Below are 22,328 nucleotides of genomic sequence, written 5' to 3' on the forward strand. Positions count from 1 at the left end.
CGCCTGCAGTACCGCCCCGAGACCCTCGACGGCTTCATAGCCGGCACCGGCCTGACCCTCGACACCCCAACCTCACCCTGACAAGCCGACGTCAGTAACGGCTGCACCGAAGGCGCCAAGACACGAACCAGGCCAATCATGGGGCAGACGCACGACCGAGCGGGCCGTACGCCCTCCAGTGATCATCACCATGCAACGTCACCGGACCGATTACGGACCAGAGCCGCTCACCGTACAGACCCGCCGACAGCGGTCTCCGCGTTGTCGCCGTCCCAACCGGTGGGGCTGCGCCAGATGACATTGACACGGAAGACGTTGCGGATCGTGTCAACGGACCAGTTCTCGGCCGGGGGTTCGGCGAGGACGAGGTAGAGGCCGTCGGCTGGCTCCGGCAGCGTGTGGTTGATCTCGAGCAGGCGGGTTGCGCCCGATCGCAGGTCCGCATAGGTGGAGCAGCCTGCGCCCAACGCCTCGTAGAGGAAGAGACCGTGCTGGGTGACACAGCTGACGTCGACGATCACCGAGTCGGTCGGCTGGAGGTCTGCCCAGAGGAGTGATGCCTTCAGCGCGTGACGAACCGCTTCGTGCTTCTTGCATGCGCGGTCGGTGCCGGCGGCAGTCTCCAGCGCGCGAAGGAAGTCGTCCTTCGTGGTCGCAGCCGGTGTTGTGGCGGTGGTGTCCGCAGTGGTCATCTGCACTTCTTCCTTCTGATCGGCTTGCGTCGGGGCGACGAGGGCCGCGTCGTCGGAGTTCGGTTTCGTCGCCGTACTGAAGCGCTCGTGGAGTTCTCGCCGTGCCTCAGCGAGGGGCCCTGCCCAGCCGGAAGCGTCCAACCCTTCCGCGAGCCGGCCCACGTCGAAATTGCTCTCCTTGAGCGCGCGGTTGGTCGTCGTGGCGAGGTCGCGAAGTACACCGAGTCGCTCTCTGTTCGGGTCGCCGAGAAGGTGAAGTACGTCGACCCAGTCGGCCTGGTCCCGTCGGAGGACACGGTTGGCCATGCCCTGGAGGTCGGAGAGGCGATTACGGGCGTCGGGAACGCTGCCGTCGCGCTCCACCAGTTCTCCGAGCACGTCGAGTGCCGCCAGGTAGCGCTCGACCATTCGGTCCGAAACGGGCGACCGACCGCGCTGGTCGGAGGTGAGCACCGTCTGGGTCGTGTCGTTGGTGAACACCCAGCAGTCCAGCTTCGCCCCCCGCAGTGGGGGAACCGACCCATGGCGGACGGTGAGGACGAGCGGACGGTCGATCATCGGCGACAACGGCTTGACCTTGTAGCGACCGCCCGGTGTCCGGTCCACGACCTCCACCCGGACATCGGTGCCGACCCGGGGAAGCGCTCCGACCCTGCTGCCCTCCGGCTGGGTATCGAGCGTCTTCGGGGCAAGCGCGTCCCCGTCGTCGGTGAGCGCCGTCGGCAGCGGGGCAGTGTGCAGGACGGTCAGGCTCTGGGTGCTGCGGGTAAGGGCGACGTACAGCCGGCGCAGCCCGGTGGGGCCGCGGTCCGCGATCGTGGCGGGTTCGACAACCAGGACGTGGTCGTACTCCATGCCTTTGACCTGAGCTGCAGTCAGTACGGAGACGGGCTCGCCGTTCTGCTCACCAATGGCGCTGTCCTCGGCGATCCTGCGGCCGATGGCGCCCAGCCAGTCCGAGTCGTCGGGAACGATGACAGCCACGGAGCGGGGGGTGTTGCCATCGCTGGTGTCAACGAGCCGGGCCACCTGGGCGACGGTGTCGTCGAGCAGCTTCCATGGTTCGGTTGCCATGGTCCGAACGGCGTCTGCTCCCGCCTCCCGGACAGCCTTCGGATACGGCAGGGTCGGAGCGATCGCATGCGCGAGCGGGGCGACGAACTCCATGATTTCGGTGGGTACGCGGTAGCTCGTGGTGAGGTGGGCCACGCTCCAGTCACCGTGGTCGGAGAGGATCGCGCCGAGCAGGTCCCAGCTCGGCGGGATGTGGGCGCCCGTCGCCTGTGCGAGGTCGCCCAGGACGGTCATGGAGCCGCCGACGGCGCAGCGCCGCCGCAGGGAGCGGGCCTGCATGGGCGTGAGGTCCTGGGCCTCGTCGACGACGATGTGCCCGTATCGCGGTGGGGTGTCGCCGCTGATCAGCACGCGGAGCTCTTCGAGGCAGACGTGGTCGTCGAGGGTCCACGGATCGGCGTCCGCGCTGGCGGCACGTGCCCGCAGCAGGGCTGCCTGCTCGTCCTCGTCGAGGATGCCGTCGGCGCAATCCCGCAGCAGGTCGGTCGAGTCGTAGAGGCTGCGCAGGGCCTCCCGGGGCCCGGGGGAAGGCCAGATGCGTTCGACGAGGCGCTCGACCCGGCGGTTGCGCTCCAGGTCACGGCGGATGGTGTCGGCCTGCCTGCGGCGCGGCGCGATGTCGGCGAGTTCCTGGAGGAGCCGGTCGACGAAGAGCGCTCGGAATCGGTCGCGCCGCTCCCGGAAGGGTCCGTCGCCTGCGTGGGCCCGGTCGAGGAGGACGAGGACCTCGGACTTCGGCACGCGAAGGGTCGTACTGCCGGCGGTGACGACGATCGCGGGCTCGTCGCCCTCGAAAGAGGGATCGACGGTGAGGGCGTCGAGAGCTTCGGGATGGAAGTCGCTTTCGACGCGGCGCCGCAGTACGGCGGCCATGCGCTCGTCCGACTTCACGAGGCGGGCCTTCGCGGAGTCGGCGCCGAGGATCTCGCCCTCCCACAGGCGGTCGAGTTGGACGGCGTTGACGTCCCGGGTGCCGAGGGTGGGGAGGACCTGGCCGACGTAGTCGAGGAACCGCTGGTGGGGGCCGATGACCAGGATGTCCTTGGCCTTGAAGTGCTCGTTGCTGACGAGCCAGGTCACCCGGTGGAGGCCGACCGCCGACTTGCCGGTGCCGGGGCCGCCCTGTACGACGAGGATGTCCGACGGCGAGCCGGTGACCAGCTCCATCTGGTCACGGCGGATGGTCTCGACGATGTCCCGCATTCGGCCGCCGCGCGACCGCTGGAGCTCCCGAAGCAGGAAGTCGTCCGGCTGGAGTTCCTTTCGCCGCTGGTGTCGTACGACATTGCCGGGGGTGGGGGCCGCGGCCCGCCCCGCGGTGGGCGTCGTGCCCTTCGCCTGGTCTTCGTCGGCAGCCCGGCGGGGCTCCGGCACGACGGCGGGCTCGGGAGTTGTCCGGACCGCGGAAGCAGGCGTCGGCGGGGTGATCTCGTCGTAGTAGTTCTCGACGATCTGCTGCACGCAGCGGAGCTGCCGACGCAGGACCACCTCGCCCGGGTTTTCGGGCCGGGCCTCGATCCACTTCTTTGCCATGCGGCTGGTCCACAGCAGGACCACCGGCTCGTGCGAGGCGTCCTGCACGCCGCGGCGGCCGATGTACCAGGGACGCGGCTCTCCGCCCGGATCCTCCGGTGCGTCGACCCGGGCGAAGACCAGGGCTTCGCTGCCGAGCCCGCCGTAGGACTCCGCGCGGGCCTCCGCCTCGGCCCGGTTGGCGATGCCGTCCTTGCCGCTTGCCGAGGCGGTGGCGGCCGAAGTCCCGCTCATTTCGGCCAGTTTCGTGGTGTAGCAGTCGTACGCGTGGTCCACCGCCCGCTGCTCGCCGGCGAGGATCTCGTCCCGAGTGGTGGTGCTCATGTGCGTCCTCCCTGCGGTGCCGGGGAGCACCGCCACGGGCGTGTGCCCGTACCCCGATGAAACAACTATCAGAAACCGGACATGGGGTGACGGGCAGTCAGAGGATCAGCTCTCGGACGAGGCCGTCGGCTTCGGTTCGCCAGCCCTGCACCTGTTCGTACGTGGGCCCGAGCTCGTACAGGTGGTAGTGGCACCCCAGACTGAGTTGGGACCAGAGGGCTCTCGCGCGCCGGGCCGTCTCGGCGGGTGCGACGGAGTGCAGGAGGAGCAGTTTGGCTCGGCCGGTCGTACGGGACAGGCCCGGCACCGCGGCTGCCAGCGCCTGATCGACACAGAGCTCCAGCGCAGTCCGCAGGGCGAGGCAGGCGCCGCGGTGCCGACCGGCGGCGGTGGCATCGGCGAGCTCGCCGTCGAGGAGACGGTAGGCGGTCGACAGCAGCCCGGCGACGGACGTGGGGGAGGCGGCGGTCATGCGGACACCTCCGGCTTGCGGATCTTCTGGGCCAGGTTCTCGACGTCCGTGACGAAGCGGTGGGGGTCGGTGATCAGGGCGCCGCCGGGGTGGGCTCCGCTCTGGCACTGCTGGATCAGGGAGCACGCCGGGGTTCCGTAGCGGCGGCGCACCTCCTCCCTGACGTCGCTGCCGCGCCGCACATCGCCGAACAGGGCGAGCGCCGCGACTTCCTGGAACCTGTCAGCGCCGTCGATCGCAGCCGCGAGGTCGTGTTCCGACCCGCCCGAACGGTGGTGACGGATCCATGCGGCCTCCAGGAACGCGTTCTCCAGGGAGATGCGGCACAGGCCGGGCAGCACATGGCTGTACGTCTCGGCGGGAAGGCCCGGGGTGGCGGCAATGGCCCGGGCGTCGCCGATGGCCTGGGCGACCGGGTCGTCGACACAGTCGACCTTCACGCGCGACCCTTCGCCCCGCGCCACCTGGAAGACCGTGACCGGCAGTTCCTGGTCGGTGAACGCCTTCTGCAGCCGGGGGTCGTGGGTGAACACGACGATCTGCCGGTGCCTGCCCAGCTCGTGCAGGACCTGGGCGAGCCCGTGCACCTTGGTCGGGTCCATGGACTGCACCGGGTCGTCGATGACGAGGAAACCGAACGGGCTGTCTGCGGTCGTGGCCCTCGGTAGGAAGAGGGAGAGCGCGAGGGAGTGCAGCTCTCCCTGGCTCATGACGTCGAGTGCCGGGGCGTCCTGGCCGTCGACGGAGGCCGCCATCACGAGCCTGCGGACGTTCGCCTTCTCGCTGCCCTTCAGGCTCACGGCCGTGAGGTCGACATTGCTCTCCTGCCGAAGGCGCTCCCAGATGCCCTGCGTGGCGTCGGTGAAGCGCTCCATACGCTGCTCTCGCAGTTCGGTGGAGAGGTCCTTGAGCCACTTCACCGCCTTGCGGAGGTTGCTCAGCAGGGGCTTGTTCCGTTCGGTCTCGCGTGCCTTGTCCGCCCAGGCTGCGAGCCGGATGACGAGCGCGCGCCACCGCTCGTCGCGTTCCTCCAGTTCACGGACCGCGCGCCTCCTGACGGTGTCGCAGGCGTCGGCGAGAACCGTGGCGGCGTCCTCGGCACTCCTGGCGAGCTCGACAGGGTCGGTGATCCGCCGACAGTCCGTCCACACCGCCCACGGGCCGGCCAGGACAGCCGGGATCCGCCGGGGACTCTCGATGAGGTTCTGGAGGTCCTGCCTGCCCGTCCGGACGGCGGCGTGCGCGTCCTCGGCGGTCTTCGCCTCGCGGCGCAGCTCCGCCACCTGGTCGGCGGCGCGGTCGTACCACTCCCGGCTGAGGACCCGTTCCGTTCCGCAGGCCGGGCAGACGTCGTCGGGGTGCCGGTCGGCGTGGGCGAGGACCTTCTCCAGCAGGTCGGCGCGCAGCCGGGCGTTCTCGGCGTCGGTGCCGTGGAGGTCCTCCACGTCGGCGAGGGCGATCCGCAGCCGCTGGACGGCCTCCCCGACCTTCGCCAGGTCGGGTCCCTGCGCCTCGGTTTCGAAATGGAGTTCGGCGAGTCGGCTGTCGTCGGCCGGGGGGAGACCGGCGACCAGCGCGTCGATGGTGTCGAGGTCCAGCGCTCCCGGGGTGTCCACGGCGAGCACGGCCCGTACGGCACGGTCGTCGTCCTCCAGCGCGTAGAGGGCGTCCTTCAGATCGGGCAGGCTGTCCCTCGCCTCCTTCGCGGCGGTGGCAAGGGCCTTCTCCTGCGCGGTCAGCTTGTTGACCGCGGTGGAGAGCAGGTCCATGCCGAGGATCCCGGCGATCGCGTCGTACCGTTCGGACGGCTTGCCGGTGAGCATGAGGTCGAGGTCGGTGTGCGAGAGGAACGGCCGCTGGTCGGCGAGGGCCGCCCCCCAGCTGGCCTCGGCCAGGGGAACGGTGCCGTGGCCAGGGCGCTTGAAGCTGGCCTCGGAGCTGCCGAACTCCTCGCCGGCCCAGGTACGGGTGAGGGTGCTGTTGCCGGTGTCGCCCTCGATCGCGAGCTTGAGCTCGATCTTGGGCCGTTCGGCGCTGTGGAGGTTGGCCCAGTACCCGCCGCGGTTGGCGTCCTGGCCAGGCCGGTGGGCCCGGGTGCCGGTGAAGCCGACCTCGATGGCGTCGGCGAGGCTGGACTTACCGGAGCCGTTGCGGCCCACGACGAGGTTGACGCCCGGGCGGGGGCTGAGGCTCAGCCGGGCGCGGGGGCCGATGCCGCGGAAGCCGCTGACGGCGAGGGAGCCGAGGTAGACGCGTCCGGAGACGCCGAACGACGTAGCGGTGGCGTCGGCCTCGCCGGTGCCGCCGTCACTGTCGAGCGCGTCGCGGACAAGAGTCTTGACGGTCCCGGGCAGGTCCGACTCCGCCAGGCGCGCTGCCACCGCCTCGCTGAGGGGGAGCGCGGTCTGCTGGTGCTGTTCCGCCTTGGTCACGAAGGGCCTCCTGCGCAGTGTTGCGGGGATCAGGCGGTGTCCTGCACGGCCTGCTGACAGGACGGAACGCTAGAGAGCGAGCGGCGCTGAGCCACTACGATTCACTGGTAACCAGGGTTATCAACTTCCTGTTGTGCCTTTCTAGTTGGCTTTCCTCGGCCTTCTCCGGGGCCTCTGGGGCAAGGCCTGGCCGGGACGTCGATCGGCGCGGAGGCCCGGCTTGTGCGATTCGAATCGCTTGATAACGGGGGTTACCAGGCGAACAAATGATCTGGCCCTTGATATCGGTAGGATTCTGCTCTCTGCCGCCGACGGCTCCCCGGAGCTGGCGCGGCGGACACGACTCCACGGAGCTCAACGGACATTCGCGACCACGGGAGGGGGATCGATGAGCAATCCGGCGCCGATCGACGACGCCCTCATCCTGCCCGGCCCGCTGTCCTGGCGTATCGGATACGCCGAGATCGCCGCGCTTGCCCGGGTGAAGCGACCAGTCCCCACCACCTGGAGTCGACGCCACGTTGACTTCCCCGCCCCGGTGATCCGCGAGGGCGGCAGCCCGCTCTTCGATGCTCGGGAGGTCGTGGACTGGCTGGTGCGGACCGGCCGCGGCAATACGGAGCCCCGCCGGCTGTGGGCAGAGGCGGCCCTGCACACCCTTGCTGCCTGGCGGTCCTCCGGTCTTTCCGCGCCGGTGCTGGTGGGCGCGCTGACGGCCTTGCTCTGCCTGCGCCAGCAGTACGACGCACCTGTCGGGAGCCACCCCTGGGGAGACCTTCTCACTCAGGCCGCTGAGCTCGATCCGGAGGACACCTTCCTCGTCTCCGAACTGCGGGCCGTCCCCGACCCGGAACGCCTGGGCCTGGCTCTGGGCGCGCTCGCCGACGAGTTGGCGGAGGCCGCCTACACTCCCGCCGAAGCCTTCGAGTGGGTCCTGGAGGCCCGCCGTCGCCTCGGTTCCCACGATCTGGCGGCCGACGAACCCACCCCGGCCGTGGCCCGTGTCCTCGCGGCCCTGGCCGGCGTCGACGCCCGTCCCGACGAGTCCGTCCTCGCCACCCCATACGCCCGCAGCGGCGATCTGCTCGCCGCCCTGCATGCGGCGGCGGCCGAGGACTCGGGCCACACCTACCTCGCGGCTGAGCCCGATCCGACGCTCACCCGGCTTGTCCGACGCAGGATGCTCGTCCGGGGCGTGTACGAGTTCTCGCTCGATGTCGCCGAGGGCGGGGAGCTGTCCACGGACGACTGGGGCGACCCCGACGTACTGGTCTGCGCACTCCCGTACGAGGCGGGCGAGACCCGCAGCACGCGCCGTGCCCTGGAACGGATTCAGGACCTCACGGACTACCTCGGCGACGGCTCGACGGCCGTCGTCCTCGGCCCGGCCGACGCGCTGGTCCGGCCCCTGCCCCGGCATGGCGCCGCGGACCGGCTGCGCCGCTCCTTTCTCAACGATGGTCTCCTCAAGGCGGCGATCAGCCTCCCCGGCGGGGCCTTCGCCTACCGGCCCGGTTACCGCACCGCCGTCTGGATCCTCGCCCGCACGCCCGAGGACGAGCGCGCGGGCCGTGTCCTGCTCGCCGACTACTCCGCCCAGCCGCTCACCGAACCGGTCCTCGACGGGCTCGCCGAGGACATCGCCATCTGGCGGGCCTCCGCCTGGCACGGGGATCGCCGCCACCGGCTCCGCCACGCGGCCGTCGTGCCCGCGAAGGAACTCGACGACCGGCCGGGCTCGGCCTTCACCCCCCAGCACCGCGCTCCCGAGGCCCGGCATACCCGGACCGTCGCGGAACGCCCCGCCCGCATCGCCGACATGGAACGGCACCTCGCCGAACTCGACGAGCGTGCGACGCGCCGGGCCGCCGTCGACGGCCCGTTGAAGACCGGGGCTGTGCTCCGCCCCGAGGAGCAGTCGGTGCGCCGTACGACCGTCCGCCAACTCCTCAAGGACCGCCGCCTGCGCCGCCGCCCCGGCCACCGCATCGCCCCCGAGCATCTCTCCACTGACGGCCACTACGCGGTGATCGGTCCGGAGGAGATCCTCGGCACCGCGCGGTTGGGCCGCCGCCGCATCGACCGGGGCTTGGTTCTCACGGCTTACGACCACATCCAGTTCACCGAGCCAGGCGATCTCGTGGTCACCACCAGCCCACGCTTCGGTATCCACGTCGACACCGAGGGTCTGTCGGTAGTGGTAGCCCCCGCCCGCATCCTGCGCGTCCACCCGGACGCCGACCCGCCGATCCGCCCCCGCGCTCTGGCGGCCCTTCTGCGTGCTGCCGCCTCCGAGCATGGCCGCACCAACGGAGCCGTACGGGCCTCGTACGGCATCGAGGACCTGAGCGTCCCCGACCTGGGGCGCGAGGAGTTGGAGCGGTACGAGGCCGTGCTCGCCGAGATCGAGCGCCGGGCGGAGCTGCTACGGCAGCAGTCCGAGGCGCTCGACGACCTGGCCCGCATCACGGCCGCCGGCATGGCCGACGGCACCCTGACGATCCAGCACCCGCCCGCACTTCCCGTACTTCCCGGAACCGACGACTGAAGGAGACGGCCCACCCCATGCCTCCGCGCCAGAAGAAGCCCACCGAGCAGGAGGAGCTGTTCAGCGCCTCCACGCCCAAGGAGATCCAGGCGATCCTCTGGAAGGCCGCCGACAAGCTGCGCGGCTCCATCGACGCCGCGCAGTACAAGGAGTTCGTCCTCGGCCTGATCTTCCTGAAGTACGTCTCCGACGCCTTCGAGGAGCGCCGCAAGGAGCTCGCCAAGGAGCTCGCCGAGGACGGCATCTCCGAGGACCAGATCGGCGACTTCCTGGAGGACCGCGACGAGTACACCGGCGCCCACGTCTTCTGGGTGCCGGAGACGGCTCGTTGGTCGTGGATCGCGGCGAACGCCAAGAGCCAGGGCGTCGGCAAGCTCCTGGACGAGGCGATGGAAGCGGTCATGCGGGAGAACTCGGCGCTGACCGGCGTGCTGCCGAAGATCTTCAACCGCGACAACGTCGACCAGAAGCGCCTGGCCGAACTCGTCGACCTCATCAGCGACGCACGCTTCGGTGGCACGGAGGAGAAACCGGCGCAGGACGTCCTGGGCGAGGTGTACGAGTACTTCCTCGGCAACTTCGCGCGGGCGGAGGGCAAGCGGGGCGGCGAGTTCTACACCCCGCAGTCGGTGGTCCGGCTGATCGTCGAGATTCTGGAGCCGTACCACGGGCGCGTGTACGACCCGGCGTGCGGTTCGGGCGGCATGTTCGTGCAGGCAGCCAAGTTCATCGAGGCGCACCGGGGACGTGGCCACAAGGCCGACATCTCCGTCTACGGGCAGGAACTGAACGAGCGGACGTGGCGCTTGGCGAAGATGAACCTCGCCATCCACGGCATCGACGGCAACCTCGCTGCGCGGTGGGGCGACACCTTCGCCGACGACAAGCACCCGGACCTGCGGGCCGACTTCGTGATGGCCAACCCGCCGTTCAACATCAAGGACTGGGCCCGGGACGAGAGCGACGGCCGCTGGAGGTACGGCGTCCCGCCGAGGAACAACGCCAACTACGCGTGGCTCCAACACATGGTCTCGAAGCTGGGGGAGCGCGGCACGGCGGGTGTCGTGTTGGCGAACGGCTCGATGAGTTCGCAGTCGAGTGGGGAAGGCGAGATCCGCCAGGCGATGGTGGAAGCGGACCTGGTCGCGTGCATGGTCGCGCTGCCGTCGCAGCTGTTCCGGACGACGCAGATCCCGGCATGCCTGTGGTTCCTCGCCAAGGACAAGTCCCCGCAGGGTGGGAAGGCGCTGGCCGACCGCCGCGGGGAGATCCTGTTCATCGACGCCCGGGGCATGGGCGAGATGGTCGACCGCACGGAACGCGTGCTCACGGACGCGGAGTTGGCGAAGATCGCCGGCGTCTACCACGCGTGGCGCGGCACGGCCTCCGCGAAGGCGGACAGGCTGACGTACGAGGACGTTCCGGGCTTCTGCTACTCGGCGGACCTGGCGGTGGCGCGGGAGCACGGGTACGTGCTGACGCCGGGCCGGTACGTGGGTGCCGTCGAGGCCGAAGAAGAGGACGCGGAGGCGGTGGCGGAGCGGATCGCGGCGCTGACGGAGGAGCTGTTCGGGCTGTTCGAGAAGTCCGAGGAGCTGGAGAAGACGGTTCGGGAGCAGCTGGGGAGGCTCGATGTCTGAGTACTCCTCCGGAGACTCCGGGGAACTGGTCCTCTACCGCACGGAGGACGGCCGCAGCCAGATCCAGATGCGTGCTGTCGGCGGCACGGTGTGGCTGACGCAGGCCGAGATGGCCGAGCTGTTCGAGACCGGCATCCCCAACATCAACAAGCGGATCGGCCAGATCCTGGAAGACGGAGAACTCGCCGAGGCAACTATTTCCTCTACGGAAATGGTTCGCCAGGAGGGCTCGCGCCAGGTCCGGCGCGACGTACTCGTCTACAACCTCGACATGATCCTCGCAGTCGGGTACCGCGTGCGGTCCCCGCGCGGTATCCAGTTCCGCCAGTGGGCGACGACCACGCTGCGTGAGTACCTGGTCAAGGGATTCGCCCTCAACAACGAGCGACTGAAGAACCCCGGCCCCGACGGCTTCGACTACTTCGACGAGCTGCTGGAGCGGATCCGCGAGATCCGCGCCTCGGAGAAGCGGTTCTACCAGAAGGTACGGGACGTCTTCGCGGCGACCAGCGCGGACTACCAGCCCGACAGCGAACCGGCCCGGACGTTCTACGCCACGATCCAGAACAAGCTGCTCTATGCGGCGACGCAGCAGACCGCCGCGGAGCTGATCCTCGCCCGCTGCGACCCGGGGAAGCCCAACATGGGCCTCACCTCCTGGAAGGGCAGCCGGGTCCGTAAGGCAGACGTCAGTGTCGCGAAGAACTACCTCACGTCGGAGGAGATCGGCACGCTGAACCTGCTGACGACCCAGTTCCTCGACTTCGCGGAACTCCGCGCCCGGCGGCGGCAGCAGATCACCATGACGGAATGGGTGACTGCGACGGCCCGGTTCATCGAGGTGAACGACCTGCCGGTCCTCCCCGGACCGGGCAGGGCCACCCACGCGGCGGCCGCTGCGGTCTCCGCCGCGCGCTACGAGGAGTTCGACGTCCAGCGGCGTGCGTTGGAAGCGCTGCGGGCGGACGAGGAGGCGGAGCGGGAGATGCGGGAGCTGGCACAGGCGGAGGGCAACTGGGACGCGCTGGACGAGCTCTCGACGGCGGCGGAGGAACTGGAGGGGGAGCGGTGAGCGGGCAGTCGGCGGGGCTGGAGAAGGCGGTTCGGGAGCAGCTTGGGAGGGTCAATGTCTGAGTGGACGCGTACGACGGTGGGCCACGTCATGACTCTGCAGCGCGGTTTCGACATCACCAAGGCACAGCAGGCCTCGGGAGATGTTCCGGTGGTGTCGTCCGGAGGTATCGGCAGTCACCATGACACCGCCATGGTCAAGGGGCCCGGCGTGGTCATGGGACGCAAGGGAACCTTGGGTAAGGTCTTCTACCTGGACCGCGATTTCTGGCCGCATGACACCACACTCTGGGTCAAGGACTTCAAGGGAAACGACCCCCGGTTCGTCTACTACTTTCTGGGCACCCTGAACTTCCTTTCCATGGACGTCGGTTCTTCGAACCCAACGCTGAACCGCAACCACGTACACCCGGTGCCGATCAATTGGCCGCCGCTCCGCGAGCAGCGGGCCATCGTCGGAATTCTGGGTACCCTGGATGACAAGGTCGCCGTCAACGCGCGCATCGCGACCACGGCCGAGGATCTCTCCATGGCCCTTGTATCCCGCGAGCCCGAGCGAGCGCGGGTTCGCCTGGACGAGATCTGCGCCCTTCGGAAGGACCAAGTCGCACCGCAGGAGATCGTGGACGCCGCCGTCGACCACTACAGCCTCCCCGCGTTCGACGCCGGAAAGCTGCCCGAGCGGGTGTCTCCGGAATCGATCAAGAGCGGAAAGTTCACGGTGTCCGAGCCGGCGGTCTTGCTGTCGAAGCTGAACCCGGAGATCCCCCGTGTGTGGAACGTTGAACCAGACCCGGCGATCCCATCGCTGGCATCGACCGAGTTCCTGGTTCTGGCGCCTAGGGATTCCCTGACAGTGCATGAGTTGTGGGCGGCCACCAGCCAGCGGAGCTTCCTGGACGACCTGGCCGCGAAGGTGACCGGCACCTCGAAGAGCCACCAGCGAGTTCGCCCCGCTGAGGTCATGGCGACCGAGGTTGTCGACCCCCGCCAGTTCGGCGAGACGGGACAGCAGATCCGGAGCCTGGCCCGCAGGGCGGCGCTGGCGCGACAGGAGTCCCAGGCCCTCGCCACCCTCCGCGACACCCTCCTCCCCCAGCTCATGTCCGGCCGCCTCCGCGTTCGTGACGCCGAGAAGATTGTCGAGGACCACGTATGACCGGCGCCCCCGACGACAGACAGAACTTCCGCCCGCACGAGTCCGACTGGGAGCTCCTCGCCCTCGAAGAGCTTGCCGAGCTCGCCTGGGAGCCCGCGCCGGCCAACGAGTTCGCGCCGGGCTCCGGCCACCGGAAGTCGTGGGACGACCTGATCCTGTACCCGGACCTCCGGGACGCGATCGAGCGGCTCAACCCGGGCCTCCCCCCGGACGCCGTCCGGGACGCCGTCGGCGCCGCCGCGACGCCCGCCTCCCAGGACACGTACGAGGAGAACCGCACCGCTCACGGCCACCTGACCGCTGGCATCCGATCCATCACGTACACCGACTCCTTCGGGGCCGAGCACAACCCCACCATCCGACTCGTCGACCTCGACGATCCAGCCGGCAACGTGTACCGCGTCCTCAACCAGGTCACCGTCATCGACGGCGAGAAGCGCCGCCGCTTCGATGTCGTGCTGTACGTCAACGGACTGCCGCTCGCCGTAATGGAGTTGAAGCGCGCCGGCGACGAGGACGCGACGCTCCAGGACGCGCACACCCAGGTGACCCGCTACGTCGAGGAGTTCCCGACCGCGTTCCGGTACAACGCGGTCATCCTCGTCTCGGACGGCATCACGGCCAAGTACGGCACACCGTTCACGCCGTACGAGCACTTCGCGCCGTGGAACACGGACGAGTTCGGCGAGCGGGTCGACCCGTTCTCCGCCGAGGGCATATGGGATTCGGGTCAGAACCTGGCCCTGCACGGCCTGTTCACTCATGACCGGTTCCTCGCCCTCGTCAAGTCGTTCATCAACTTCGTGCCGTCGAAGCGGATGAAGCGCATCGCGAAGCCGCACCAGTACCACGCCGTCACCCTCGCCGCCGAGGCCGTACGCGTGGCCGCCGCGAGCGACGGCAAGGCCGGTGTCGTCTGGCACACGCAGGGCTCGGGCAAGTCGGAGGAGATGGTCCTCACCACCACCATGGTGATGAGGGATCCGGCGCTGCTGAACCCGACGGTCGTCGTCATCACGGACCGCACGGACCTCGACGACCAGCTGTACTCGACGTTCCTGGAGAGCGAGATCCTCCCGGAGGCGCCGGAGCAGGTCCTCAGCCGGGCCCAGCTCCGCGATGAGCTCGCGGCCAAGCGGGTCGGCGGCATCCTCTTCACCACGCTGCAGAAGTTCGGGCGTACCAAGGAAGAGAAGGAGTCCGGCGCGGACCACCCGCTCCTCTCCGACCGCCGGAACATCGTCGTCGTCGTCGACGAGGCGCACCGCAGCCACTACGACAACCTCGACGGCTACGCCCGCCACCTGCGCGACGCCCTCCCACACGCCACGCTCCTCGCCTTCACTGGTACGCCGATCTCCGAGGCCGACCGCAACACTCGTGACGTGTTCGGCGACTACATCGACGTCTACGACCTCAAGCGGGCCGCCGACGACGGGGCGACGGTCAAGGTCTTCCACGAGAGCCGGGTCATCCAGCTCGTCATGGACCGGGACATCGACCCGACGACCATCGACGAGGAGGCTGACCGGATCACCGACGGCCTCGACGACGTCGAGCGCCGCCGCGTCGAGCAGGCCGTCGCCACGATGAACGCGCTGTACGGCGCGCCGGCCCGCATACGGGACCTCGCCGCCGACCTCGTCCAGCACTGGGACACGCGGCGCACGGCGATGCAGCCGTTCGTCGGCGTCTCCGAAGCGGGCGGCGCACCCGGCAAGGCGATGATCGTGTGCGCCACCCGGGAGATCTGCGTCAGCGTGTACGACGCCCTGCGCGAGCTGCGGGACGAGTGGCACAGCGACGACTTCGAGAAGGGCGCGATGAAGATCGTGTTCTCCTCGAACACACGCAAGGACCCCGAGCGGCTCCTCGCCCACGCCCTGAGCGACAGCCGGCGCAAGGCCGTCATCAACCGGGCCAAGGACCCAGAGGACGAGCTTCAGCTGCTCATCGTCAACAACATGCTGCTGACCGGGTTCGACGCGCCGCCCGTCCACACCATGTACCTGGACCGGCCGCTCAAGGGCGCCGGTCTGATGCAGGCCCTGGCCCGGGTCAACCGCCGTTTCCGGGGCAAGGAGGACGGCCTCCTCGTCGGGTACGCGCCGCTCACCGAGAACCTCCAGCGGGCGATCGCCGAGTACACGGACGCCGACCAGGAGGACCGCACGCTCGGGCAGGAGCTCGGCCGGGCGCTGGACGAACTGCGTAATGAGTACGACATCCTGAACGACATCCTGCGGGGCTTCGACTGGCGGGCCCGGCTGGACATGCCCTCCAAGACGGCGTTCATCGACGCCGCGCTCCGGGCCGCGAACTACCTCCTCGACCCGGCCACCGCGGGCAACAACCCCGAGACTCTCGACGACCCTCGGCAGACACTCGGCCGGCGCTACCGCGAGCATGCCCACCGTCTGGAGCGCTTCTACGCGCTCTGCGGCAGCTCCACCGACATCGGCGGGCGCTTCCCGGACCATCCGGCCTGGCGGCGGGACATCCAGTTCTTCGTCGAGGTCCGCGCCTACATGGCGAAGATCGACGCGATGAACCGTGAGGCCCGTGGTCTCCCCGTCGCCCGCGATGTTGAGTTGTACCTCGCACAGCTCACCTCCTCGGTCGTCGAAACCGGCGGTGTGACCGACCTGCTTGCCGAGGCCGGCCTGGAGACTGCCGACCTGACACACCTCAACGACGCGCTCGTCGCGAAGTTGCAGAGCAGCGAGACGCCACACCTGGCGGCTGAGGCTCTGCGGCGGCTCATCGAGCGCAAGATGCGCGAGGTAACCCGGCACAACATCGTCCGGCGCACGACCTTCTCCGAGCGGTTGCAGGACCTCATGGTCCGGTACATGCGGCAGCAGTGCACCAGCGCCGAACTCATCGCCAAGCTTGTGGACATGGCCAAGGAGGTCATGGAGGACGCCCGCCGCGGCGAGAAGTTCGAGCCGCCGCTGGACTGGCGTGAGCTCGCCTTCTACGACGCGGTCGCCGACCACGGCACGGCCCGCTCGGTCATGGGCGACGAGGTGCTGGCCGGCATCGCCCGCGAACTGGTCGCTGAGGTCCGCAGCAAGCTCAAGCCGGACTGGATCGCCCGCGAGCCGGTCCGCGCCCGACTCCGCAGCGCCATCAAGCGCCTCCTGGCCCGCCGCAACTACCCGCCGGATGCGGCACCGGAGGCCATCGACCTGGTCCTGAAGCAGATGGAGCACTTCGCCACCGAGTGGTCCACCAACGGCGCACAGAACACCTGACCTGGGGCGGTAGACGAGACGATCGGTACGAGGCAACAGGCCGCCTCGTACCGATCCCTCGCCACCGGGGAGCTGCTCTCGGACAGCGGAGCTGATCACCCTCTGCCCGCGACTTTCAGGAGACTCACCCTGGGCGAGTTCGCCTGACAGGTTTCACGGCGCGACGGGGATCACCCTGAACCTCGAATCGGTCAAAGGCGGCAATTGGTCGGAGTGGAAGAGCCGAGCTGCAGTGGCAGAACCAGTCTAAAGGCATCAACCTTCGGTAAATGAAAGGAAGTTGATGTTCCCATAGTGGTGTCGATTGAGAGGCGGGGGGTGGGCGGGCAGAGATGCCCCACCACCTCCAACCCGTACCAGGGCCACAACCAGCCCTAACCAAGTCGGAGTTCACCGTGACTGAGCTCAAGCCGCCCACTGCCGAATTGATCGAACCCGCCCGCGACCGGCATCGCCGCGCCGCCGACGACGCTGGTCTCGGCCCCACTGCCCGACGTCACCACCAGCACGCCGAGTGCAGCTACGACTGGGTGTGACGAGCCTTCGGCGTACCCGCCGACCGCCACCTCGGCTATGCCCGCGCCGTCCTGCCCGGCCCGGCCGGTACGTCCGGAGGCCTGTCGGCGGTCGAGAAGCCGACGGACTGACCACGCTCGTCCCGGCCCCGGGGAACCGCAGGTTGGGACGAGCGCCGAACTCAACCGTCGGATGGTGAAGTCCGTCAATGCGCTTCCCTGCCGCGTAGGTTGTTGGGCGGGAGAAGTCGGAGGTAGGGAAACGTTGCGTCGTCGGTTGGAAGATCCGATGGCTCCGGGTTTGCTGCTTAATATCGCTGCTGCTGACTTTGAATGCGTGATGTCGGTCAGCCGTCCGTGATCAGGCCGGTGCCTGCGAGGCAGCCGTCGACCAGGTCGGGGTGGTGCTGGATCTGCTTGAGCCGATGTTTCACGGCCCGGGTGATCTGGTCGAGGTCGGCGGCGGCGAGGTTGCCGATATCGCGTTTGACCAGCGACCAAATGCCCTCCTGCGGGTTGAGGTCCGGTGCGTAGGTGGGCAGTTGGAACACGGTGAGCCAGTGGGAGTTCGCCTCGATGAACTCCCGTAGCGGCTTGGTCAGATGGAGACGGACGTTGTCCCAGACCAGCACGATCGGACCGCCGAGCTGGATCCGGGCCCGGACGATCAGGTCCCGGAAGTCGCGCCAGCCGAAGCCCTTCGGCTCGTCCTTGCGACCCCGGTACTCGCGGATCCGGTAAATCAGCCGGGACCGTTCACCGGGCTTGTAACAGGTCATGCCGGCCATCGACACCCGCCCGGAGCCCCGGCCGCGGACTCGGACGACCGGGGTCCGACCGATCCGGCCCCAGGCCCTGGTGCGCGGCGGTGTCATCGACTGCCCGGCTTCGTCCTCGAAGACGATCCAGGCTCCGAGGGCCGCCGCCGCGCTCTTACCCGCGGCCAGGTCTCCTTCTTCCAGACCTCGACCGCCGCGTCGTCGCGCTCGATGGCCCGGCGGGCGGGCTGCTGCGGCGCCACGACCAGCCGTGGCGCCGCAGCAGCCTCCACGTGCCCTCGACGGTGTACGAGATGTGGAACAGCCGGCCGATCAGCGTCTTCACCCGCGCCAGCGTCCACCGCTGGTCCGCCCAGCCGTGGGCGAGCGGACCGCGCTCCAACTCTCGTTCCAGTCTGGCAATCTGGGCCGGACCGAGCCTCGGGCGGCCCGGTGAGCCCTTCGACTGGACGCCGACCTCTCCGCGCTCGCGCCAGGCGCGGCGCCACCGCTCCACCGACCGCTCCGACACCCGCAGCGCGGCAGCGATCTCCTTGTTCTTCTCCCCGCCCTCGAAGCGTTCCACGGCCTGCAGCCGGATCCGCTCCCGCGCGGCCCTCTCGGCGTCGGTCAACCCGCCGCCCTGCGCGTATCTCACGAAGCCATGGCTACCGGAGCCCGCCCACCACTGTCAGGCAAACGACTCCGACATCACTCGATCAAGTTCAGTAGCGACGTTGCCGCATCGTCCCCTCCAGCGGTCCGGAGCGGGGATGAAGCGGGGATAGTGCGGGGATGGAGCGGGGATAAGCCCACCTGACCTGGGTATGGACAAGGGTGGACCCTCGTGGTTGCCCGGCCAGCCGGGACCGGCGTTGACCTGCGGGTTCTTGGACCGCGTTGGATGGCGCTGGACCGGCGTGACACAAGGTAATTGACGGATTTTCGGACTTTTAATCCGTAGGTTCAGGGTTCGAACCCCTGGCGGCCCACCCGGAACGCGGCGGTAGTACCGCCTCTGACCTGCAGCGCAGCACTCCGGCTACTCGCCCTGGCCGGGGTGCTGTTGCGTTCGGGGTCCGCCTGCGTGAGCGGCTGTCTTGGCACGCCGCCAGAGTTCTGCCGATCAGTGGGGGGTCAAGGTCGAGTCGGCTACCGGGAGGCCGGCCGTGCGCGGCTCGGGCTTGTCGGACCCCAGGCGTTCACGGTGTGCCCGACAACGCCCCGGTGGTCGAGGTCTCCGCGGGTGATCTTTGCCTGCTCGGCGCGCAGCGACTGCCTGGTCAGCGATTCGTTCAGACCTTGATGACTTCGACAGCTGGTCCGCAGAGAAGCGTCAGGTCCTCGGGGTCGGATGTGATGAGGGTGACAGGCCCACGCGCGGAGCGCGCTGCAGCGGCGAGCACCGCGTCGATGGCGTACTTGTGGCCGTGAAGGTGCTGGTCGCGAAGTAGTGCGGCGGCTTGGTCGGCGACCTCCTTTGTGACGTCGTAGACATCAATACGAGAGAGGACCCACCGGATACGGGCCGGGTGAATGCGCTCATAGTCGGCTTCGAGGGTGGTCATGGCCGTCGTGGCGACGCGGAAGCCCTCCTCGATGGCCGCCTGGACCAAGGCCATGACGGCACGGTCCTTGAGGTAGAGCTTCGACAGGCCTTCGCTGTCGAGCAGGAGCGTGCCGGGCATCAGGCGGCGGCCCCGCCGGTGGCATGGTGATCATGCTGCAGCAGAGCGCGGGCTGCTTCGACCTCGGCTCGGGACAGTGGTTCGTTCTCGGTCTCAAAGTCGGCGACCACCTCGCGCAACTTGTCCATGGCAACGTGCTGCTCCAGCGCTTCGGCGACGTACGCGGAGAAGCCGCCTGGACCGACGTGAGCGCGCACAGACTCAGCGAGATCCTCGGGGAGGCTGACCGAATACTTTTTACTACTACCCATGCCCCTTATCCTACCAGCGGTAGCAAGTTCAGTGCCTCGGCAAAGTGACGAATCGTCCGCTTGGTCACGGTCCGCAGCGGGTGAGCGGTCCGGACGTGAAGCAGGCACGGGCTTCCAAGATCATGGAGTTCTCGACGCCCCGTGATCCCGCTGGAAGACCGTGCCTGCCGCTGCATCATCGCTGATCCCGCCTGCCCTTGACCAGCTCCGCGACCAGCCGCCGACCGGGCCGGGCGAGCGCCCTGGCCTGCTGGAACGGCTGGCCGAGGTGCCTGATCCCCGCGATCCCCGTGGGGTGCGCCACGCCTTGACATACGTGCTCGCGCTGGCCGCCACCGCCGTGCTGGCCGGAGCGACCTCGCTTCTGGCGATCGGCGAGTGGGCCGCCGACGTTCCACCTGACGTCCTCGGTGCACTCGGCGCCCGGTGCGATCCACTGACCGGACGCCGTCCAACACCCGGCGAAGCGACCATCCGCCGGGTCCTCGCCCGGATCGACGCAGACGCACTCGACCGCGCGGTGGGAAGCTGGCCGACCGCCAGCCGCAAAACCTCCCGGCGAACGGGCTGCGGGCGATCGCGGTGGACGGTAAGAGCCTGCGCGGCGCCGCCCGGGCGAACGGCCGGAGGATCCACCTGCTCGCCGCCCTCGACCACACCACCAGCAGCGTCCTCGCCCAGCTGGACGTCGGCGAGAAGACGAACGAGATCGCCTGCTTCCAGCCCTTGCCCGACACCATCGTCGGCCTCGCAGGAGCCGTGGTGACCAGCGACGCGATGCACACCCGGCGCGAGCACGCCGACTACCTGGTCATGAGCCGGTCCGCCCACTACATCGTGATCGTCAAGGGCAACCGGAAGAAGCTCCGCAAGCAGCTCAAGTCCCTTCCCTGGCAAGCGATCCCCTTGCAGGGACGCATCAGGGAGGCCGGACACGGGCGGGGCGAGATCCGCCGCATCAAGGTGGCCACCGTGAACAACCTGCTCTTCCCGCACGCCCGCCAGGCCATCCAGCTCAAGCGCCGCCGAGTGAACCGCAGGACCGGGAAGATCACCATCAAGACGATCTACGCGGTCACCAGTCTGCCGGCCGGCCGGGCCACTCCCGCACAGCTCGCCGCCCTGATCCGCGGCCACTGGTCCGTCGAGGCACTGCATCACATCCGTGACGTGACCTTCGCCGAGGATGCCCCCCAGCTCCGTACCGGCAACGCACCCCGGGCGATGGCCACCTGGCGCAACCTCACCATCGGTGCACTCCGTCTCGCAGGCGTCCGCGGTATCGCCGCCGCACTCCGGCGCAATGCCCGCGACCCGCACCGACCACTCGCCCTCCTTGGGCTCAAGTGATCACGAAACGGACATCACGCGACTTTGCCGAAGCCCTGCTGGCGGCCCACATGCGACGAGGGGGCACGCCCCTTCTGGCCCGCAGCGCAGCACCCCGACCCAGTACGAACGGTCGGGGTGCTGCCGCGTTTCCGGCGGCCTCCGGGTGGTCGGGTCCGGCTCAGCGCCGGGTGCCGGCCACCGAGAGGAGGACGTCGACCAGGCGTTCCGCCGCGTCCGGGCGGCCGTGCTCGCGGGAGCGGGCGGCCATGGCCCCGCGGCGGAGCGGGTCGGTGAGCAGGGGGGTCAGGGCCGCCAGGAGGTCGGCGGGGGTGGGGTCGCCGAGGAGGGCGGTGGCGGCGCCGGACTGCTGGAGGTGGGTGGCGTTGTGGGCCTGTTCGTTGCCGGCGGAGGAGGCGAGCGGGACGAAGACGGCGGCCTTGCCGAGGGCGGTGAGTTCGGCGAGGGTGCCGGCACCGCTGCGGCTGACCACCACGTCCGCGAGGGCCAGCACGTCGGGGAGTTCGGCGCCCAGGTAGCCGGTCAGCAGGTAGCGGCCGGCCAGGTGCGGGGGCAGGGCGGCGGACGGGCCGCGCAGGGCCGCCTCGTTGGCCGGCCCGCACTGGTGGACGACGTTGGCCTGTTGCAGGAGTTCCGGCAGGACCGCCGAGACCAGGGTGTTGATCTGCACCGAGCCCTGGGCGCCGCCCGTGACGTACACCGTCGGCAGCGAGCGGTCGAAGCCGTACAGGCCCAGCGCGGTCACGGCCTTGTCGGCCCGCCCGGCCAGCACCGCCGGACGCACCGGGTTGCCGGTCACCGCGGCGGCGCTCCGGGCGGACTTCGGCAGCAGCGGCAGGGTGGACTCCGAGGACACCGCGACCCTGGTCGCCGCGCGGGCCAGCACCTTGTTCGCCAGCCCGAGCCGCACCGTCTGTTCGTGCACCACCAGCGGGGCCCCGCACGAGCGGGCCGCCAGGCCCACCGGCACCGCCACGTACCCGCCGGTCGCCAGCACCACGTCCGGCCTGAACCGGGCGATCAGCGACCTGGCCTGCCAGGCGCCCAGCGGCACCCGGCACATGTCCCGGACGTTCGCCGGGGAGATCATCTTCAGCGGGTTCGAGGAGCGTCGGATCTTGCCCGTCGCGACCGGCTCGAACCGGATCCCCTCGGCCGGCGCCACCCGGGCCTCCAGCCCCGCCGCGGTGCCCACCCACAGCACGTCCACCGCCCGCCCCCGGGCGGCCAACCGGGCCTGCAGCGCCCGCACCGCCGTCAGCGCCGGGTAGGTGTGCCCGCCCGTGCCGCCGCCCGTGACCACCAGGCGCAGGGGGCCGACCTGCTCGGTGAACTCCATGCCCGTCTCCCATCGACCGCCGTACCGCGGACCGCACCACTCGACTTGACGAGGGATCAGCCTACGGGGGCGATCGGGGCGGCCGATCGCCCCGCCCGGCGGGGTGGTCGAGGCGCGGTCAGTCCCCCTTGATCTCGCAGAGGGGGGCGCCGCTGGAGACGGAGGCGCCGATTTCGGCGGTGAGGCCGACGATGGTGCCGGTCTTGTGGGCGTTGAGGGGTTGTT

At 69.4% G+C, this 22,328-nt stretch carries 13 protein-coding genes and 3 pseudogenes; 9 read left to right on the forward strand and 7 right to left on the reverse strand.

Annotation, left to right across the window (positions count from 1 at the left end; genetic code table 11):
- Positions 1-81, forward strand: a pseudogene (locus tag OO48_RS41090) (transposase); the annotation flags it as partial.
- Positions 82-227: 146 nt separating this feature from the next.
- Here OO48_RS41090 and OO48_RS31760 read toward each other — a convergent pair.
- From OO48_RS31760 to OO48_RS31770, 3 genes are all read right to left on the reverse strand, one after another.
- On the reverse strand, positions 228-3,623 hold the full coding sequence (locus OO48_RS31760) for a HelD family protein (RefSeq protein WP_033222638.1): 3,396 nt from the start codon (positions 3,621-3,623) through the stop codon (positions 228-230).
- A 97-nt stretch (positions 3,624-3,720) separates the two neighbouring features.
- Positions 3,721-4,095, reverse strand: coding sequence for a hypothetical protein (locus tag OO48_RS31765; protein ID WP_033222640.1), 375 nt, complete (start codon positions 4,093-4,095; stop codon positions 3,721-3,723).
- On the reverse strand, positions 4,092-6,527 hold the full coding sequence (locus OO48_RS31770; RefSeq protein ID WP_033222642.1) for an AAA family ATPase: 2,436 nt from the start codon (positions 6,525-6,527) through the stop codon (positions 4,092-4,094). Before OO48_RS31770 ends, OO48_RS31765 begins: the two co-directional genes overlap by 4 nt.
- A gap of 388 nt (positions 6,528-6,915) precedes the next feature.
- Here OO48_RS31770 and OO48_RS31775 point away from each other — a divergent pair, with 388 nt between their 5' ends.
- The 6 genes from OO48_RS31775 (at position 6,916) to OO48_RS38695 (ending at position 16,738) form a co-directional block, all read left to right on the forward strand.
- On the forward strand, positions 6,916-9,075 hold the full coding sequence (locus OO48_RS31775) for an SAM-dependent DNA methyltransferase (RefSeq protein WP_033222644.1): 2,160 nt from the start codon (positions 6,916-6,918) through the stop codon (positions 9,073-9,075).
- 17 nt (positions 9,076-9,092) lie between these two features.
- Positions 9,093-10,715: a class I SAM-dependent DNA methyltransferase gene (locus tag OO48_RS31780; protein ID WP_033222646.1), complete on the forward strand. Its 1,623-nt coding sequence runs from the start codon at positions 9,093-9,095 to the stop codon at positions 10,713-10,715.
- Positions 10,708-11,787 (forward strand): virulence RhuM family protein, encoded by a 1,080-nt coding sequence (locus OO48_RS31785; protein WP_033222648.1) that lies wholly within the window; start codon positions 10,708-10,710, stop codon positions 11,785-11,787. Before OO48_RS31780 ends, OO48_RS31785 begins: the two co-directional genes overlap by 8 nt.
- A 54-nt stretch (positions 11,788-11,841) precedes the next feature.
- A complete protein-coding gene (locus OO48_RS39410) occupies positions 11,842-12,945 on the forward strand; it encodes a restriction endonuclease subunit S (RefSeq protein WP_033222650.1) in 1,104 nt (367 codons plus the stop codon).
- Positions 12,942-16,202: a type I restriction endonuclease subunit R gene (locus OO48_RS31795; protein WP_033222652.1), complete on the forward strand. Its 3,261-nt coding sequence runs from the start codon at positions 12,942-12,944 to the stop codon at positions 16,200-16,202. Before OO48_RS39410 ends, OO48_RS31795 begins: the two co-directional genes overlap by 4 nt.
- Positions 16,203-16,597: 395 nt before the next feature.
- A complete protein-coding gene (locus tag OO48_RS38695; RefSeq protein ID WP_157845592.1) occupies positions 16,598-16,738 on the forward strand; it encodes a hypothetical protein in 141 nt (46 codons plus the stop codon).
- A 326-nt stretch (positions 16,739-17,064) separates the two neighbouring features.
- Here the strand turns inward: OO48_RS38695 and OO48_RS41320 are convergent.
- The 3 genes and pseudogenes from OO48_RS41320 to OO48_RS31815 all read right to left on the reverse strand — a co-directional run bounded on the left by OO48_RS41320 (position 17,065) and on the right by OO48_RS31815 (position 19,414).
- Positions 17,065-18,133, reverse strand: a pseudogene (locus tag OO48_RS41320) (IS630 family transposase).
- 637 nt (positions 18,134-18,770) lie between these two features.
- Positions 18,771-19,163, reverse strand: a complete 393-nt coding sequence (locus OO48_RS31810; RefSeq protein ID WP_033222657.1) for a hypothetical protein — start codon at positions 19,161-19,163, stop codon at positions 18,771-18,773.
- Positions 19,163-19,414, reverse strand: coding sequence for a hypothetical protein (locus tag OO48_RS31815; protein WP_033222661.1), 252 nt, complete (start codon positions 19,412-19,414; stop codon positions 19,163-19,165). Before OO48_RS31815 ends, OO48_RS31810 begins: the two co-directional genes overlap by 1 nt.
- A 295-nt stretch (positions 19,415-19,709) precedes the next feature.
- Here OO48_RS31815 and OO48_RS40390 point away from each other — a divergent pair.
- Both OO48_RS40390 and OO48_RS40395 read left to right on the forward strand, forming a co-directional pair.
- Positions 19,710-19,886: pseudogene (locus tag OO48_RS40390) on the forward strand (ISAs1 family transposase); the annotation flags it as partial.
- Positions 19,887-19,996: 110 nt separating this feature from the next.
- Complete coding sequence (locus tag OO48_RS40395) at positions 19,997-20,764, forward strand: ISAs1 family transposase (RefSeq protein WP_245194882.1); 768 nt, start codon at positions 19,997-19,999, stop codon at positions 20,762-20,764.
- A gap of 160 nt (positions 20,765-20,924) precedes the next feature.
- On the opposite strand, the gene OO48_RS31825 is transcribed toward OO48_RS40395, so the two are convergent.
- A complete protein-coding gene (locus OO48_RS31825) occupies positions 20,925-22,103 on the reverse strand; it encodes a UDP-N-acetylglucosamine--N-acetylmuramyl-(pentapeptide) pyrophosphoryl-undecaprenol N-acetylglucosamine transferase (protein ID WP_033222662.1) in 1,179 nt (392 codons plus the stop codon).
- Between the last annotated feature and the right edge of the window lie 225 nt (positions 22,104-22,328).

Source organism: Kitasatospora phosalacinea, assembly GCF_000716545.1.
Taxonomy (GTDB): Bacteria; Actinomycetota; Actinomycetes; order Streptomycetales; family Streptomycetaceae; genus Kitasatospora; species Kitasatospora phosalacinea.

What these genes read in the sequence shown, in the direction of transcription:
- OO48_RS31760 (WP_033222638.1), bottom strand. Translation starts at nt 3,623, where the DNA reads ATGAGCACCACCACTCGGGACGAGATCCTCGCCGGCGAGCAGCGGGCG.
- OO48_RS31765 (WP_033222640.1), bottom strand. Translation starts at nt 4,095, where the DNA reads ATGACCGCCGCCTCCCCCACGTCCGTCGCCGGGCTGCTGTCGACCGCC.
- OO48_RS31775 (WP_033222644.1), top strand. Translation starts at nt 6,916, where the DNA reads ATGAGCAATCCGGCGCCGATCGACGACGCCCTCATCCTGCCCGGCCCG.
- OO48_RS31780 (WP_033222646.1), top strand. Translation starts at nt 9,093, where the DNA reads ATGCCTCCGCGCCAGAAGAAGCCCACCGAGCAGGAGGAGCTGTTCAGC.
- OO48_RS31785 (WP_033222648.1), top strand. Translation starts at nt 10,708, where the DNA reads ATGTCTGAGTACTCCTCCGGAGACTCCGGGGAACTGGTCCTCTACCGC.
- OO48_RS39410 (WP_033222650.1), top strand. Translation starts at nt 11,842, where the DNA reads ATGTCTGAGTGGACGCGTACGACGGTGGGCCACGTCATGACTCTGCAG.
- OO48_RS31795 (WP_033222652.1), top strand. Translation starts at nt 12,942, where the DNA reads ATGACCGGCGCCCCCGACGACAGACAGAACTTCCGCCCGCACGAGTCC.
- OO48_RS31810 (WP_033222657.1), bottom strand. Translation starts at nt 19,163, where the DNA reads ATGCCCGGCACGCTCCTGCTCGACAGCGAAGGCCTGTCGAAGCTCTAC.
- OO48_RS31815 (WP_033222661.1), bottom strand. Translation starts at nt 19,414, where the DNA reads ATGGGTAGTAGTAAAAAGTATTCGGTCAGCCTCCCCGAGGATCTCGCT.
- OO48_RS31825 (WP_033222662.1), bottom strand. Translation starts at nt 22,103, where the DNA reads ATGGAGTTCACCGAGCAGGTCGGCCCCCTGCGCCTGGTGGTCACGGGC.